The organism is Kutzneria chonburiensis, assembly GCF_028622115.1.
In the GTDB taxonomy this organism is placed as follows: Bacteria; Actinomycetota; Actinomycetes; order Mycobacteriales; family Pseudonocardiaceae; genus Kutzneria; species Kutzneria chonburiensis.
On the sequence record NZ_CP097263.1, the window covers coordinates 6,308,007 to 6,324,400 of the forward strand.

A 16,394-nucleotide genomic window follows, 5' to 3' on the forward strand; every position below is an offset into this window, starting at 1 on the left:
AACATCGTGCGGATCGCCGTCCCCCGCGAGATCAAGAACCACGAGTACCGCGTCGCGCTGACCCCGGCCGGGGCGCACGAGCTGGTCACCCGTGGCCACGACGTGTTCGTGCAGGCCGGCGCGGGCGCCGGCTCGTCCATCCCGGACGAGGACTACCTGGCCGCCGGGGCCAAGGTGCTGGCGACGGCCGACGACGTGTGGGCCGAGGGCGAGCTGGTGCTCAAGGTCAAGGAGCCGATCGCCGCGGAGTACCCCAAGCTGCGCGCCGGCCAGACCCTGTTCACCTACCTGCACCTGGCGGCCGACCGCCCGCTGACCGACGCGCTGATCGCGTCCGGCAACACCGCGATCGCGTACGAGACCGTGCAGACCGCGAACGGCGCGCTGCCGCTGCTGGCCCCGATGTCCGAGGTCGCCGGCCGGCTGTCCGCGCAGGTCGGCGCCTACTCCCTGATGCGTCCCTCCGGCGGCCGCGGCGTGCTGCCCGGCGGCGTGCCCGGCGTCCGGCCGGCCCGCGTCGTCGTGCTCGGCGGCGGTGTCGCCGGCGTGAACGCGGCGACGATCGCCGCCGGCATGGGCTCCGACGTGGAGATCCTGGACACCAATGTGGACCGGCTGCGCCAGATCGACCACGAGTTCCACGGCCGGATCCGCACCGTCACCTCCAACCGCTACGCGCTGGAGCAGGCCGTGCTCGAGGCCGACCTGGTGATCGGCGCGGTGCTGGTGGCCGGCGCGAAGGCGCCCAAGCTGGTCAGCAACGAGCTGGTGTCGCGGATGAAGCCGGGCTCGGTGCTGGTCGACATCTCCATCGACCAGGGTGGCTGCTTCGAGGACTCGCGGCCGACCACGCACGACGACCCGACCTACACCGTGCACAACTCGGTGTTCTACTGCGTGGCCAACATGCCGGGCGCGGTGCCGAACACCTCCACCTACGCGCTGACCAACGTGACCCTGCCGTACGCGGTCGCGCTGGCCGACAAGGGCTGGGAGCAGGCGCTGCGCGACGACAAGGCGCTGGCGCTCGGCCTGAACGTGCACGACGGCAAGCTGGTCAACGAGCCCGTCGCGGTGGCGCACGGGCTCTCGCACACCCCGCTGAGCGACGTGGTCACCATCTGAGCCAAGCTCGGCATTCCGGGAACAGGCCGGTCGCGCGAACAGCGCGGCCGGCCTGTCGTCTGTTGATGGACTGTTGAAAGACCCCTCACATCGTCTGTTCCCATCTGAGCGTTACACGTCTAGCGTCGGTGACCACTTGGGCGCGAACCCTGCCTCGAACCAAGGAGTCACCACATGTCACGACGCTTGCGCGCACTCGCACTGGCCGCGGCGCCCCTGCCGCTACTGGCCGCGGCGGCCATGGCCGGCACCGCCGCCGCGCAGACCGCGCCGCTCGTCTCCGTTCCCGGCAACGTTTCCCCGGCGCTGGCCCACAGCCAGCGGGACGGCGCGGTCGACGCCGCCAGCAAGATGTCGGTTTCGGTCGCCCTGAAACTGCGCAACAGCAGCGAACTGGACAAATTCATCGCTGACGTGAGCAATCCTCGCTCGCCGCAGCACGGCAAGTTCCTCACGCCGCAACAGTTCAACGACCGGTTCGCGCCGACGCAGTCCACCGTGGACAGCGTGGCCGACTTCCTGCGCGGGCAGGGACTGACCGTGAGCAAGGTCAGCGCCAACCGCCAGATCGTGACCGCCGACGGCACCGCCGCCCAGCTCCAGCAGGCGTTCGGCACCTCGCTGAGCCGCTACACCGACACCACGCAGCACCGCGACTTCTTCGCCAACGACTCCGCGCCCAAGCTGCCGGCCGCCGTCGCCGCCGCCGTGCAGGGCGTCGTCGGCTTGGACAACCACGCCGTCAAGCACACCAACAACACCAATGGCCGCAAGCCGCACGCGCCGTCCGGCTACAACCCGACGCAGCTGCGCGGGGCGTACGACACCGGCTCGCTCGGCACCGGCTCCGGCCAGTCGGTCGCGCTGTGGGAGTTCGACGGCTACCAGGCGTCGAACATCGCCCAGTACAGCAAGCAGTTCAGCCTGAACTCGTCGGCGCCGAAGACGGTGTCGGTGGACGGCGCCAGCTACGACTCGCAGCCGGGCGAGGGCCAGGGCGAGGTCGAGCTGGACATCGAGATCGTCAACGCGATGGCCCCGGCCGCGTCGACCTACGTGTACGAGGCGCCCAACAGCGACCAGGGCGAGGTCGACATGGCCAGCCAGATCGCCAGCGACAACAAGGTCTCGGTGGTGTCGATCTCGTGGGGCTCGTGCGAGCCGGACACCACCGACGCGGCCATCACCGGCACCAGCAACGGCATCAAGCAGGCCACCGCCGAGGGCATCAGCTTCTTCGCCGCCTCCGGTGACGACGGCTCCAAGGACTGCACCCGCAGCCAGACCGGCAGCGGCGTTGACGCCGTCGACTACCCGGCCTCCGACCCGAACGTGACCGGCGTCGGCGGCACGCACCTGACCGTCAGCGGCAGCAGCTACGGCTCCGAGTCGGCGTGGAACGGTTCCGGCGGCGGCACCTCGACCAAGTTCGACGCCCCGAGCTGGCAGACCGGCGTCAACGGCAAGCGCACCGTGCCGGACGTGTCGTCGGACGCCGACCCGAACAGCGGCTACGCCATCTACTCCGGCGGCAGCTGGCAGGTCTACGGGGGCACCAGCTGCGCCGCCCCGATGTGGGCCGGCTTCGCCGCGCTGTACGGCACCAAGCTCGGCGCGGCCAACCAGGCGCTGTACGGCCTGAAGGGCACCGGCTTCCACGACGTGACGTCCGGCAGCAACGGCACCTTCAAGGCCGGCCAGGGCTACGACCAGGTCACCGGCTGGGGCTCCTACGACGGCGCCAAGCTCGCCGCCGCCCTCAAGGGCTGACCGCTTTAACGCTTGGAAGGGGGCCTTCCTCCACTCGGAGTGGAGGAAGGCCCCCTTCCAAGCTTCACCGGCTTGACGGGGCTTCGGCCCTGGTGGTGGCGGCCCGCCAGAGGAGGAAGCCGGAGACGGCGCCGCCGCCGAGCACGGCGACGGCGCCGAACAGCTGACTCACTGACAACGCCGAAGCGAAGGCGTTCTCCACCGCGCCGGCCAACTCCGGATGTGTCTGCACGGCGGCCAACGCTGACGGCAGCGAACGGGCGGCGTCGGGACCGAGCCCGGTGGGCAGCCCGGCCGCGAACCAGCCGGCCAGCGCCGAACCCAGAACGGCGATGCCCATGCCGTCACCGATCTCGGTCAGCATGCCGGAGACGCCCGACGCCGTACCGGCCCGCTCCACGGGAATGGCCCCGAGCAACGCGCCCGCGGCGGCCGGACCGGCCAGCCCGAAACCGGCCCCGAGCAGCACGATGCCCACCAACAACGGCAGGTAGCCGACGCCGGAGGCCAGCGCCACGACCGCCAACCCGACGGAGCCCACGCCCATGCCAAGGGCCAAGGCGCGAGGCGTGCCAAGGCGTTTGATCAGCGGGGCGTTGAACCACGTGCTGACGATCAGCATCGACGCCGGCAGCGGCGCAACGCGCAGCCCGGCCTCCATCGGCCCGTAGTGCATGACGAACTGCAAGTGCTGGGTGAGCAGGAACATCGAGCCGGCGATGCCGAACTGCCCGAGGATCATGCCGCCGACCGCGCCGCTGAACATGCGGTTGCGGAACAGGGCCATGTCCAACATCGGCGACGACGTCCGCAGCTCCCACCACACGAACGCGCCCAGCGCCGCGACGCCGAAGCCGACGGCCCCGAGCACGACGCCGGAAACCCAGCCGTACGCAGGAATGGAGATCACGCCGTAGACGACCGCGACCACGCCGACGGTCGACAGCACCGCGCCCAGCACGTCGACCCGACCGGCGTTGGGATCACGGGATTCCGGCACCGACAGCAGCACGGCCACGAAGGCCAGCACCGCGACCGGCACGTTGACCAGGAACACCGAGCCCCACCAGAAGTGCTGGAGCAGGAAGCCGCCGATGACCGGCCCGATGGCCACGCCGACGGACAGCACCGCGGTCCAGATACCGATGGCCCGCGGGCGCTCGTCCTCGTCGAACACCTGCATCACCACGGCCAGCGTGCCGGGCATCATGCACGCCGCGCCGACGCCCATGAACGCCCGCGCGCCGATCAACATGCCCGACGACGTGGAGTAGGCCGCGGCCAGCGAGCCCAGCCCGAACACCGCGATGCCGAACAGCACGGACCGCTTGCGCCCGAACCGGTCGGCCAGACTGCCGGCGGCCACCAGCAGGCCGGCCAGCGTCAGCACGTAGGCGTTGATCATCCACTGGATGTCGGACGTGCTGGCCGACAGCTTGGTCGCCAGCGTCGGCACGGCCACGTTGAGGATCGTGTTGTCCAGCACCACGACCAGCAGCGCGAGGCACAGCACACCCATGATCAGCCACCGCTGCGGATGGCGTCCGTCAGCCACAGTCATCCCCCCGGAAAGTCGGTCGGCCCCCACGGTACGGGGGCCGACCACCCCTTTTCCTCAGCCGACGAAGCCGGCCAGCCGGTCGACCACGTCGACCGGCGACGGCATGGCGTGCATCTCGGCCCGCATGCGCCGCGCGTTGGCCTGCCAGTCCGCGTCGCCGAGCAGCCGCTCGATCAGCGCGACGTCGACCTCGTCGGCCGATGCCCGTTGGCCAAGGCCGTTGGCCTGCACGGTGTCGGCGTTGAGGAACTGGTCCGCGCCCTGCGGCACCACGATCTGCGGGATGCCGGCGTCCACAGTGGTCATGGTGGTGCCGGCGCCGCCGTGGTGGATCGCGGCGTCGCAAGTGGACAGCAGCGCGCCGAGCGGCAGGTAGCCGACGGCACGGACGTTGCCCGGAAGCTCGCCCAATGAGGTCAGGTCCACGTCCCCGAGCGCCAGCACGAACTGCGCGTCCACCTTGCTGACGGCTTCGACGATCGGCTCGAGTGCGCCGAGACCGAAGTTCGGCAACACGGTGCCGAGCGTGATGAGGACGCGGTGCTGGCTCGGGCGATCCAACAGCCACTCCGGCAGCACCGAGCCGCCGTTGTACGGCACGTACCGCATCGGCCACGCGTCCTCGGCCGGCCCGACGCTCGGCGGCGTGACACTGAGCCGAACCGCCGACTTCGGCGCCTCGGCCACACCGTGCTGCTCGAAGTGTTCGCGCAGCTCGCGGTAGGTGACCTCCCGCATGTCGTCGAAGCCGCGGTCGCGGCCCATGCCGAGGTCCAGCGTCACCAGCGGGACGCCGAGCTTGCCGGCGGCGAGCTGCCCCGCGGCCTGCAACGGCGTGCGCAGCACGACGTCCGGCTGCCACTTGTCGGCCACCCGCACCACGGTCTCCAGCGTCGGCTCGGAGACCTTGGCGAACATCTGGAGCGCGAGCTCCATGGTCCGCCGCAGGTCGCCCTGCGCCTGCTGCATCTTCGCGAAGTGCTCGGCGCCGAAGCTCTGGAACACCTGGGCGTAGTCGGTGCCCGGCGACGCGTCGACGACCTGGAGCCCGGCGTCGGACACCGCGGACACGTAGCCGCCCATGGCGTAGAGCACGTCGTGGCCGGCGGCGCGGGCCGCGTGGGCGAACGAGATGGTGGGCAGGACGTGGCCGAGGCCCGGGGACGTGGTGATCAGAATGCGCATGACGATGTTCTCCTCCCTGTGCCGCCCATTTAACTCTCCTACTAAGAGATCTGTCCACCGAAATTCTTAGTGAGCCGCTCGGCCACCGAGGCCGGCGACGGCATGGCGTGCATCTCGGCCCGCACCCGCGCGGCCTCGACCCGCAGCGACTCCTCGGACAGCAGCCGCTCGATCACCGTCCCGTCCAGCTCCTCGGTCGCCACGTTGAATCCGCAGCCGGCGGCGGCCACCGCAGCCGCGTTGATCGGGCCGTCCGCACCCTGCGGCACCACGATCTGCGGCACGCCCGCGTCCAGCGCGGTCAGCGTGGTGCCGGCCCCGCCGTGGTGGATCACTGCGGTGCTGGTGGCCAGCAGCGGACCGAGCGGCACGTAGCCCACCGACCGCACGTTGTCCGGCAGGTCCAGCCCGGACGCGTCGGCGTTGCCCAGGGCCAGCACGAACTCGGCGTCGATCTTCTCCGCCGCCGCGGCGATCCGCTCCACCGGCCCGAGCCCGGTCATCATCGGGGCCACCGTGCCCAGCGTGACGGCGATCCGCGGCCGCTCCGGGCGGGCGGTCAGCCAGCCCGGCAGCTGGCCGCCGCCGTTGTACGGCACGTACCGCATCGACCAGCCCTCCGGCTGCTTGAAGCTCGGCGGCGCGACGTCGATGTGCGCGTCCGGCTTCGGGATGGCGTCAAGGCCGTAGCGCTGGAAGATGTCGACCTGCATGCTGCCGAACAGGTCCAGCATGCGCTGGTTCTGCGCGACGCCGATCGCGTGCGACACCGCCTTGGCCCCGGCCGCTTCGGCCGCGAGCAGGGCGATGACGTGCATCGACTCGTAGACGACGAGGTCCGGCTGCCATTCCTTGGCCAGCCCGACCAGGCCGTCGACCATGGCCTCGGCCAGGCCGTTGAACATCCGGAACGCCGGGTGCTCCCGCACCGCCTCGGGGGTCGTGGGGAACGCCTGGCCGGTCGTCGAGCTGCGGAAGGCGTTGGGACCGTTGGCGCCGACCACCGAGCGCATGTCGAGGCCGGGGGCCACGTCGTAGGAGTGCAGGCCGGTGGTGGCGACCGCGCCCATGTCGCCGCCGGTGGCGAACAGCACCTCGTGGCCGGCGGCGCGCAGCGCCCACGCGGTCGTGACGAGCGGGAAGAGGTGGCCGGCTCCGGCCAGGGCAGTGACGAGCACGCGCATGGTTCAGCCCACCAGTTCTTCGAGTCGGGAGACGAGTTCGGCCGGCGCCGGCAGGGCGGCGATCTCGGCGCGGACCTCGGCGGCCGCGGTGGCCAGCGAGGCGTCGGTCAGCAGTCGGGTCAGGTCGTCCGCGTCGACCTGGCGCACATCGGTGTCGACCTCGAAGCCGACGCCACGCTTGGCCACCTCGTGCGCGTTGTGGAACTGGTCCGCGCCCTGCGGCACGACCAACTGGGGCACGCCCAGCGCCAGCGAGGTCATGGTGGAGCCGGAGCCGCCGTGGTGGATCACCGCGGTGCTGGTGGCCAGCAGTGCGTTGAGCGGCGTGTACGACACCGGCCGCACGTTGGCCGGCAGCGCGCCCAGCTGCTCCGCGTCGGCGTCGCCGAGCGTGACCACGAACTCGGCGTCGATGCCACCAGCCACGTCGGCCAGCCACTGGAGCGGCCCGAGACCGGCGAAGCCGGGCAGCACGGTGCCGAGCGTCACGACCACCCGCGGCCGGTCGGGCCGGCGCAGCAGCCAGTCCGGCAGCTGACCGCCGCCGTTGTACGGCACGTACCGCATCGACCAGCCGGTCTCGGGCGTGCCCATGCTCGGCGGGGCGACATTGAGCAGGCCGCGACGCGGCGGCGGGCCGTCCACGCCGTGCTGCTGATAGGTGTCGGCCAGCACCTCGGCGATCCGCGTGCTGCGGTCGGCCGGGCTGAACAGGCCGAACGCCTGTTCCACCGCGGGCACGCCGAGCTTGGCCGCGGCCAGCGCGCCGGCGCCCTCCAGCGGCGAGTGCAGCACGAGATCGGGCCGCCAGCTGTCGGCCAGCTCGACCACGGCGTCCGCGACGGCCACGGACAGCGGCGCGAACAGCTGCATCGCGACCCCGGTGAGCCGGTCGAAGTCGCCGCTGCGCGAGGCCTCCTTGATCCGCTGCTGGATGGCCTTGACGTCGACCTGGTCGCGCGTGGCCTGCATCAGCCGTTCGAACCGCGCGTGGTCGGCGGTCTCGACGACGTGCAGACCGGATGCGGCCAGCATCGGCACGTGCTCGGGGCTGCGGCCGGACATGGCCAGCAGCACCTCGTGGCCGGCGGCGCGCAGCGCCCAGGAGATCGGCACCATCGGCAGCATGTGGCCGAGGCCGGGTGACGCGGTGACCAGAACTCTCATCAGGAACCCCCGTGACGAAAGAGATGGGATACACCCACAATTTAGCGGCCAAGCGAAGGTCACGTCGAGGAGGGTGCGCCAGAGGATGTGACGGGGGCGCCGGTCATGCGCCTTAGACAACACTGGAGAAAAGAAGAGCGGCCCGCTCAACCAGCCTGGGGGTCACTGGGAGCGGGCCGCCGAGAACAGCTTAGGGTCTCGACCGCCGATTTGCCTCATGTTTGCGCGAGATCCGTCGAAAAAATCTTCGCCGCCGCCACTCGAACGGGTGAACGAGCGTGCAAACGGGTGAAACCCTGCCTCGCAGACTGTGTGAACTGCCCCGATCGGCCGATGTGAGACGGGTGTGTGCCGCCAGCCTGACAGTCACTCGCGTGGCACCCCGTGGAGCCTGACGGAGATGCCTGATGAGTGAACCCCGTTGGTGGGTGGACTGCCTGGACCCGTTCGGCCGGGACCGGTCGATGACGGTGCTGGTGGAGCACGACAGCGTGGTGCTGGTGGCCCCGCCCGGCGCGACAGCGGTGCTGTCGCCGCAGCAGACGCGGCGGCTGCACAGCGCACTCGACCGGGCGGCTGGGGATCTGGGGTTGAGCGAATGAGCACTGTGGACGACGGGATGCGGCGCGCCGTACTGCGCCGCCTGGCCGCGCTGGACCAGGCCGCGGAGCAGACCAACGCCGGTGGCGCGCTGGCCCCGCTGGCCCGCGCCGAGCTACAGCGGCTGGCCGACGGCTGGCGGCTGCTGCTCGAGGTGCACACCGCCGACGAGGAGGGCCGCTGTCGGGCCTGCCCCGGCCGGCTGCGCAAGCGGCGTTGGCCGTGCAAGGTGTGGCTGCTCGCACACCAGCACCTGATCGGCGCCGGCACGCCGCCGCCCCCGCCGCAGCGCGGCGGGTTGTTCGGCCTGTTCCGCCGCGGCGGCCGACACGGCAAGCACTCCAACGCAGCGCCCGTGCAGGGCGTGCGCACGCCACCGCTGCCGGCGACCGCGCGGCGCAGCATGGAGCTGCCGCCCGATATCCCGCCGGAGGTGCCGGCGGAGATGACCGTGCGGCTGCCGGTGATCCGCGCGGCGCTGCCGCCCGCGCCCAGCTACACGCCGGTCATGCCGGCCAGCACGCCGCCGGCCATCGCCAGCTCCGGGCCGTTCGCCATCGTCGACGACCCGACGTGGCCCGCGCCCAGCGAGTACCTGGACCGGCCGGACGCCCCGGCGCTGGCCACCCTGGACCCGATCGGCGCGTTCGGTGGTGTGCTGCCCGCGCCGGCCGAGCCGGCCATGCCGCCGATCGAGCCGCTGGAGGACACCATGGTGGTGGCCGAGGCGCCGCGGTTCGAGCTGCTGGGCGAGCCCGACGCGGAGACCGAGGAGATGCGCCGGGTGCTCGAGGACTACTGGCAGGGCTCACCCGCCGCCAAGTAACCCGCGGGCAGGATGGGACCGGTGAACTGGCTGATGTCACCGGGGCAGCTGCTCGTCTGCGACCTGGACGGGACGCTGCTGCGTTCCGACACGTCGCTGTCCGACGTCGCCCGCGACGGGCTCAACCGGCTCGTCGCGGCCGGCGTCGCGCTGACCATCGCCAGCGCGCGCAGCACTGCCGCCATGCGCCCGATGCTGCCCGGCGTGGACGTGGCGCTGCCGGTGATCGAGCACAACGGGGCGTACATCTCCGATCTGCGCAGCGGGCAGCACCTGGTCACCAACGCGCTGGACGCGGCCACCGCCGGCACGGTCGTGGAGCTGCTCGGTGCCCCCATCGTGACCAGCTGGGACGGGGCCCGCGATCGGGTGCACTTCGGCGCCGACCTCAACGGCGGCGCGGGCTGGTTCATCGCCGAGAAGCGCCGGTACCACGACCCGCGGCTGACCGAGACCGCCGACCTGCGGGCCGTCGCCGCCGCCGAACAGGTCGTGATGCTGTGCTCGTACGTGCCGGACGAGGACGCGCCGGCGGTGGCGGCCCGCGTGCAGGAGGCGGTGGGCGAGGCCGCCCGGGTGTGGGCCGCGCTGAACTCGTACAGCCCGGGCTGGTCCGAGGTCGTCGTGCAGAGCCCGCTGGCCAGCAAGGGCGCAGCCATCCTGGAGCTGCGGCAGCGCCTCGACCTGCACGGCGAGATCACCGTGTGCGGCGACCACGTCAACGACCTGCCCATGTTCGCCGTCGCCGACCGCCGCATCGCGCCGGCCAACGCCCAGCCCGCGGTGCGCGCCGCCGCCACGGTCGTCACGGGAACCAACGACGATGACGGCGTCGTCACATATCTGACGGATCAGCTCGCGATCTCACGGCGCGCAGCCGCTGAATAGGGTATGACCAGGGCACGCACCGGCACCGGGAGGAACACGTGCACGACGGCAGTGGCCGCATCGTGGTGCAGGGCCTGAGCAAGCAGTTCGGCCCGATCACCGCGGTCAACAACCTCAGCTTCACCGTCGAGCCCGGGTCGGTCACCGGCTTCCTCGGGCCGAACGGCGCCGGCAAGACCACCACGCTGCGCATGCTGCTCGGCCTGGTGCGGCCGAACGCGGGCACCTCGACCATCAACGGCCTCCCGTTCGACCAGCTCGGCAACCCTGCTCGCGTGGTCGGGGCCGTGCTGGAGGCCCAGGGGTTCCACCCGGGCCGCACGGCCCGCAACCACCTGCGGGTGTACGCGGCCGCCATGGGCGTGCCGGACCAGCGGGTCGACCAGGTGCTGGAGCTCGTCGGGCTGACCGAGGCCGGGCGACGGGCCGCCGGCGGCTTCTCGCTGGGCATGAAGCAGCGGCTGGCGCTGGCCACCGCGCTGCTCGGCGACCCGCAGGTGCTGGTGCTCGACGAGCCGGCCAACGGGCTCGACCCCGAGGGCATCGCCTGGCTGCGGGCCTTCCTCCAGTCGTTCGCGCGCACCGGCCGGACCGTGCTGATCTCCAGCCACCTGCTGGCCGAGATCGAGCAGACGGTGGACCAGGTCGTGATCATCAGCCGCGGGCAGACCGTGTACTACGGCTCGCTGGACTACCTGCGGCAGTCGCAGCAGAGCCGGGTGCTCGTGCAGGCCGCCGACCCGCAGGCGCTGGTGGCCAAGCTGAACGAGGCCGGCGTGAACATGGTCGAGCAGACGCCGGACGGCCGGCTGGCCATCACCGGCGTCGACCGCAAGACCGTGGCGGATTTGGCCATGGCGGCCAGCATCGCGCTGTACGACATCCAGCAGGAGATCGTCGACCTCGAGCAGCTGTTCTTCCGGCTGACCCAGGGGCAGTACACCGGCCAGCAGGCCGCCTACGGGGCGCCGCCCGGATACGGACCGCCGCCGGGCGGCGGCTACGGGCCGCCGTCGCAGGGCTACGCCGCCCCGCCGCCCGGGTACGACCCCAGCCAGCCCTACTCGGGTCCGGCGCAGCAGCCGTCCGGCGGCTACGCCGCACCGCCCCAGGCCACGCCGCCCCAGGGCTACACCGCACCGGGATACGACCCCAACCAGCCTTACGCGGGTCCGCCGCAGCAGCCGTCCGGCGGTTATGCCGCACCGCCGCCCGGCTACGACCCGAACCAGCCGCCGAGCTACGCCCCGACGCAGCAGCCCGGCACGCCGCCGCAGGGGTACGCGCAGCAGCAGTACCCGGGTTTCGCGCCGCCGCCGGGCACACCGCCCCAGGGCTACGCGCCGCCCGTCGATCCCCAGCAGCAGAACCAGCAGCAGTACCAGCAACAACAGCCCGGCCAGCAGTACGGCGGCCAGCCCTCCGCGCCGCCGCAGGACCAGCAGCAGCCGCCCGCCGGCGGTTGGGGAGGTAACGCCTGATGGGCCGGCTCATCTCCGCCGAGTTCCGCAAGATCCTCACCACCAAGATGTGGTGGGCGCTGCTCATTCCCACGGTGGCCCTGGCCGCGCTGTGGAGCATCGCCGGCAACTACCTGATCGGCGCCGTCGTCGACCAGATCGACAACTCGGTCGTGGCCGCCCAGCTGCGGCTGAACTTCAACAACCTGCCGTGGTCGACGCTGATGTTCGCCCGCACGGTGAACATCAGCGCCATCTTCCCCATCGTGTTCGGGGCGCTGGCGATGTCCAGCGAGATCAACCGCCGGACCATCACCACCAGCTACCTGACCGCGCCCAACCGCGGCAGCCTGCTGTCGGCCAAGGCCGTCACGTACGCCGCGTGGGGCCTGCTGTTCGGCGTGGTCATCACCGGCGTGGCCAGCATCGGCATGGCCATCGCCTCGCGGCCGGAGCAGCTGCCGGACGCGGTGAGCTGGCTGGAGATCGCCGCCTCCGGCATCGTCTCGTGCATGCTGTGGACGCTGCTCGGCATGGGCGTCGGCGCCCTGTTCGGCAACCCGATCGCGTCGATCATCTCGCTGCTGCTCTACACCCTGCTGGTGGAGAACCTGATCGGCCTCGCGCTGCCCGACCACTGGCCGGGCATCCTGATCAACGGCTCGGCCAACGGCCTCACCGGCTCGGTCGCCTCCCAGCTCGTGGTGGACAAGGTGCCCAACATCGGCGCGCTGATGACCGGCGAGGCCCAGGAGCTGTTCAGCAACGCCATCCGCACCGCGGCCGGCGCCGGCGGCGCCTACGACTGGTGGATCAGCGGCCTGATCTTCGCCGCCTGGACCGCCGCCTTCGCAGTCGCCGGCTGGCTCATGAGCAAGACCCGCGACATCACCTGACCCTCAAATGTCACATGCGCGTCGGACTTGCCTCCATTCGGCACCTCCGGTCCGCATGTGACATCGGGGGCATGATCAAGGGCGGACACCGTAAGTTACTTCTGTGTCCGAACAAACGGGATGGGTGCGGCGGCTGGCCGCGGCGTGCTGGCGGCATCCGGTCGTGGTGGTGCTGTCGCTGGGCGCGGCGGTGCTCGGCGTCGGCCAGCAGGCGGTCGCGCCGCTGGTGGTGCGGCTCGCGGTGGACGACGCGGTGGCCGGCACGACCACCCGGCTGGGCTGGCTGATCGGCGCGCTGGCCGGCATCGAGGTGTTGACCTTCGTCACCGCGTTCCTGCGGCGCTACCTGGGCGGACGGCTGGCCCTGGACGTGCAGCACGACCTGCGTGGGCAGGTGTTCGCGGCGGTGCAGCGGCTGGATGGCGGCAAGCAGGACGAGCTGCGCACCGGCCAGGTCGTGTCCCGCTCGATCAGCGACCTGAACCAGGTCCAGGGCCTGGTCATGATGGTGCCGTACGCGCTGGGCAACATCGCCTTCGTACTCGTGGCGGTCGGCGCGATGCTGTGGTTGTCGCCGTTGCTGACGGTAATCGCGCTGATCGTGGTGCCGGCCGTGGTGTACGTGGCGCTGCGCAGCCGCAAGACGTTGTTCTCCGCGACCTGGCACGCGCAGCAGCAGGCGGCCGACGTCGCGCAGCACGTCGAGGAGACGGTCACCGGCGTTCGCGTGGTGAAGGGCTTCGGCCAGGAGGGCCGTGAGATCCGCGGCTTGGAGGCCCGGGCCCGTCGACTGTTCTCGTTACGGATGCGCGCGGCGCGGCTGACCGCGCCGCCGACGGCGACGCTGGGCGCGATGCCGCTGTTCGGACAGATCGCGGTGCTCGGTCTCGGCGGCTGGCTGGCGTTGCACGGCCAGGTCACGCTCGGCACGTTCCTCGCCTTCGCCAGCTACGTGACCGGGCTGCTGGGCCCGGCCCGGTTCCTGGCTTCGGCGATGGTCACGGCGCAGGTCACCAAGGCCAGCGTGAACCGCGTCAACGAGCTCATCGATTCGCAGCCCGATGTGCGCGACGGCGATGCGGACGTGCCGACCGGCCCACTGTCCGTGCAGCTGGACGGCATCACGTTCGGGTACTCGCGCCGGGAACCGGTTTTGGCTCACGTGAGCCTGAACGTTGAGCCAGGCGAGACGCTCGCACTGGTGGGCACCGCCGGTTCCGGCAAATCAACCGTGTCGCTGTTGCTGCCCCGCTTCTATGACGTGCACGCCGGCGCGATCCGCGTCGGCGGTGTCGACGTGCGGGATCTGAAGCTGCACTCGCTGCGGAACGCGGTCGGGGTGGTGTTCGAGGAGGCGTTCCTGTTCTCCGACACCATCCGCGGCAACATCGCGTACGGACGGCCTGAGGCCACCGAAGCGGAAGTCGAGGAGGCTGCACGGGCGGCCGAGGCGCACGAGTTCATTCACGCGCTGCCCGAGGGCTACGACACGAAGGTCGGCGAGCGCGGCCTGACGCTGTCCGGAGGACAGCGTCAACGCATCGCGTTGGCCCGCGCGCTGCTGTCGGCGCCGCGCGTGCTCGTGCTGGACGACGCGACGTCCGCGGTCGACGCCGTGACCGAGGCGGCGATCCACGACACGCTCAAGGCCGTCACCGCGCAGCGCACCACGCTGCTGATCGCCCACCGACGTTCGACGCTCGCACTAGCCGACCGCATCGCAGTGCTGGACCAGGGCCGCGTGGTCGACGTCGGCACCGAGCAGGAGCTCAACGAGCGCTGCGCGCTGTTCCGTGAACTGCTGGCCGGTCCCGGCGAGGCGATCGAGGACGCGACCACGAGCGCGGACGTGGAATCGACCGAGCTGTGGCCAGAGGTCGCGCCCGAGGAACCCGACGTGCCGGACCTGGTGCCGCTGCCCGAGGCCACGGAGCAGCCGTTGCTCAGCCCCGAGACCGGTGCCACGGACCGCAAGTTCGGACTGCTGTCGTTGCTGCGCCCAGTGCGCTGGGCGCTGGTGCTCGTCGGTGCGCTCGTCGCGGTCGACGCCCTCAGCTCCATGGCGCTGCCGGCGCTCGTGCGCTACGGCGTGGACGACGGCGTCACGCGCGGCGCACTGAGCGCGCTGTGGATCGCCACGGGTCTCGGCGCGGGGATCGTCGTCGTCAACTGGCTGAACGCGCGCGTGGAGACGCTGCTGACCGCGCGCGTCGGCGAGCGCCTGCTGTACGTGCTGCGCGTGCGGAGCTTCACGCACCTGCAACGGCTTGGCCTCGACTACTACGAGCGCGAGCTCGCCGGTCGGATCATGACCCGGATGACCACGGACGTCGACGCGCTGTCGACGTTCCTCCAGACCGGCCTCGTGACGGCGGCGGTGAGCGGTCTGACCATCGTCGGCATCGCGGTGGCGCTGCTGGTCACCGACGTCGGCCTGGCCCTGGTGTCGATGGCGGCGATCCCGATCTTGGCCGTCGCCACCTACTTCTTCCGCAAGGCGTCGTCCGAGGCGTACGCCCAGGCGCGTGAGCGGGTCAGCGTGGTCAACGCCGACCTCCAGGAGAATGTGTCCGGGCTGCGCGTCACGCAGGCGTTCACACGGGAGCAGTACTCGGCGCGCGAGTTCGGAGAGCGCAGTCTGGCCTACCGGACCTCGCGGCTGCGGGCGCAGCGCTACATCGCCGTGTACTTCCCGTTCGTGGCGCTGCTGTCCGGCTTCGCGCAGGCGGCGGTGCTGGCCGTCGGCGCGTACCGCGTGGCCAACGGGGACCTGTCGGCCGGCGCGCTGCTGGCGTTCCAGCTGTACCTGGGGCTGTTCTTCGCGCCGGTGCAGCAGCTGTCCGGCGTGTTCGACGGCTACCAGCAGGCGATGGTCGGGTTGAAGCGCATCGGCGAGCTGCTGAGCACGCGGTCGTCGATCGTGCTGCCGGCCGAGCCCGTGGCCGTGCCGGCGACGCTGCGCGGCGACATCGAGCTCCGTGACGTGACCTTCCGCTACGAGGGCGCCGCGTCGCCGGCACTCGATCGCGTGAACCTGCATGTCCGCGCCGGCGAGACCGTGGCGCTGGTCGGCCGTACCGGCGCCGGCAAATCGACGCTGGTCAAGCTGGTCGCGCGGTTCTACGACGTGACCGGCGGGGCCGTGCTGGTGGACGGCGTCGATGTGCGTGACTACGACCTGGACGGCTATCGCGGCCGGCTCGGCGTCGTGCCGCAGGAGGCGCACCTGTTCGTCGGCGACGTGGCCGACAACGTGCGGTATGGGCGGCCGTCGGCTTCACGCGATGAGGTGACGTCGGCTGTGCGGGCCGTCGGGGCGCTGCGGCAGGTCGCCGGTTTGCCACAGGCGATGCACCAGCAGGTCGGCGAACGGGGTCAGGCCCTGTCAGCCGGGCAGCGGCAGCTGATCGCGTTGGCCCGGGCCGAACTCGTCGATCCGGCGGTGTTGTTGCTGGACGAGGCCACCGCGGCACTGGACCCGGCCACCGAGGCGGTCGTGTTGGCGGCCAGCGAGCACCTCGCCAGGCGCCGCACCACGTTCGTCGTCGCGCACCGGCTCGCCACCGCGGCCCGCGCGGACCGCATCGTGGTCCTGGACCAGGGACGCATCGTCGAGCAGGGCACCCACGCGGAACTCCTGGAGGCCGGCGGCCGCTACGCCACCATGTGGCGCACCAGCGCCCACCTGGCCGACGACGCCGCCTGAGGACCATGTGGAGGTTGCCGCCAGAC

At 71.4% G+C, this 16,394-nt stretch carries 12 protein-coding genes; 8 read left to right on the plus strand and 4 right to left on the minus strand.

Translation table 11 applies throughout. The features are described 5' to 3' along the window. Window positions 1–6 precede the first annotated feature (6 nt). Together ald and M3Q35_RS28645 are read left to right on the plus strand one after the other, a co-directional pair. Complete coding sequence (gene ald / locus M3Q35_RS28640; protein ID WP_273935644.1) at window positions 7–1,125, plus strand: alanine dehydrogenase; 1,119 nt, start codon at window positions 7–9, stop codon at window positions 1,123–1,125. Between the two features lie 174 nt (window positions 1,126–1,299). Next, window positions 1,300–2,895 (plus strand): S53 family peptidase, encoded by a 1,596-nt coding sequence (locus M3Q35_RS28645; protein WP_273935645.1) that lies wholly within the window; start codon window positions 1,300–1,302, stop codon window positions 2,893–2,895. A gap of 64 nt (window positions 2,896–2,959) precedes the next feature. On the opposite strand, the gene M3Q35_RS28650 is transcribed toward M3Q35_RS28645, so the two are convergent. The 4 genes from M3Q35_RS28650 to M3Q35_RS28665 are packed head-to-tail and all read right to left on the minus strand — an operon-like array spanning window position 2,960 to window position 7,992. Then, window positions 2,960–4,450 (minus strand): MFS transporter, encoded by a 1,491-nt coding sequence (locus tag M3Q35_RS28650; RefSeq protein ID WP_273935646.1) that lies wholly within the window; start codon window positions 4,448–4,450, stop codon window positions 2,960–2,962. A 60-nt stretch (window positions 4,451–4,510) separates the two neighbouring features. After that, window positions 4,511–5,641 (minus strand): nucleotide disphospho-sugar-binding domain-containing protein, encoded by a 1,131-nt coding sequence (locus M3Q35_RS28655; protein WP_273935647.1) that lies wholly within the window; start codon window positions 5,639–5,641, stop codon window positions 4,511–4,513. Between the two features lie 41 nt (window positions 5,642–5,682). Next, window positions 5,683–6,825, minus strand: coding sequence for a nucleotide disphospho-sugar-binding domain-containing protein (locus tag M3Q35_RS28660; protein WP_273935648.1), 1,143 nt, complete (start codon window positions 6,823–6,825; stop codon window positions 5,683–5,685). Window positions 6,826–6,828: 3 nt separating this feature from the next. Further along, on the minus strand, window positions 6,829–7,992 hold the full coding sequence (locus M3Q35_RS28665) for a nucleotide disphospho-sugar-binding domain-containing protein (protein ID WP_273935649.1): 1,164 nt from the start codon (window positions 7,990–7,992) through the stop codon (window positions 6,829–6,831). A gap of 407 nt (window positions 7,993–8,399) precedes the next feature. Here M3Q35_RS28665 and M3Q35_RS28670 point away from each other — a divergent pair, with 407 nt between their 5' ends. The 6 genes from M3Q35_RS28670 (at window position 8,400) to M3Q35_RS28695 (ending at window position 16,368) form a co-directional block, all read left to right on the plus strand. Then, the gene (locus M3Q35_RS28670) at window positions 8,400–8,594 is read left to right on the plus strand and encodes a hypothetical protein (protein WP_273935650.1); all 195 of its coding nucleotides are present in this window, start codon (window positions 8,400–8,402) and stop codon (window positions 8,592–8,594) included. Next, window positions 8,591–9,418 (plus strand): hypothetical protein, encoded by an 828-nt coding sequence (locus M3Q35_RS28675; RefSeq protein ID WP_273935651.1) that lies wholly within the window; start codon window positions 8,591–8,593, stop codon window positions 9,416–9,418. Before M3Q35_RS28670 ends, M3Q35_RS28675 begins: the two co-directional genes overlap by 4 nt. Window positions 9,419–9,439: 21 nt before the next feature. Further along, the gene (locus M3Q35_RS28680; protein ID WP_273935652.1) at window positions 9,440–10,306 is read left to right on the plus strand and encodes an HAD hydrolase family protein; all 867 of its coding nucleotides are present in this window, start codon (window positions 9,440–9,442) and stop codon (window positions 10,304–10,306) included. 38 nt (window positions 10,307–10,344) lie between these two features. Continuing rightward, window positions 10,345–11,787, plus strand: a complete 1,443-nt coding sequence (locus M3Q35_RS48970) for an ABC transporter ATP-binding protein (RefSeq protein WP_273935653.1) — start codon at window positions 10,345–10,347, stop codon at window positions 11,785–11,787. Then, window positions 11,787–12,662, plus strand: a complete 876-nt coding sequence (locus tag M3Q35_RS28690; RefSeq protein ID WP_273935654.1) for a hypothetical protein — start codon at window positions 11,787–11,789, stop codon at window positions 12,660–12,662. Before M3Q35_RS48970 ends, M3Q35_RS28690 begins: the two co-directional genes overlap by 1 nt. A 103-nt stretch (window positions 12,663–12,765) precedes the next feature. Then, window positions 12,766–16,368, plus strand: coding sequence for an ABC transporter ATP-binding protein (locus tag M3Q35_RS28695; protein WP_273935655.1), 3,603 nt, complete (start codon window positions 12,766–12,768; stop codon window positions 16,366–16,368). The last annotated feature ends 26 nt before the right edge of the window (window positions 16,369–16,394 follow it).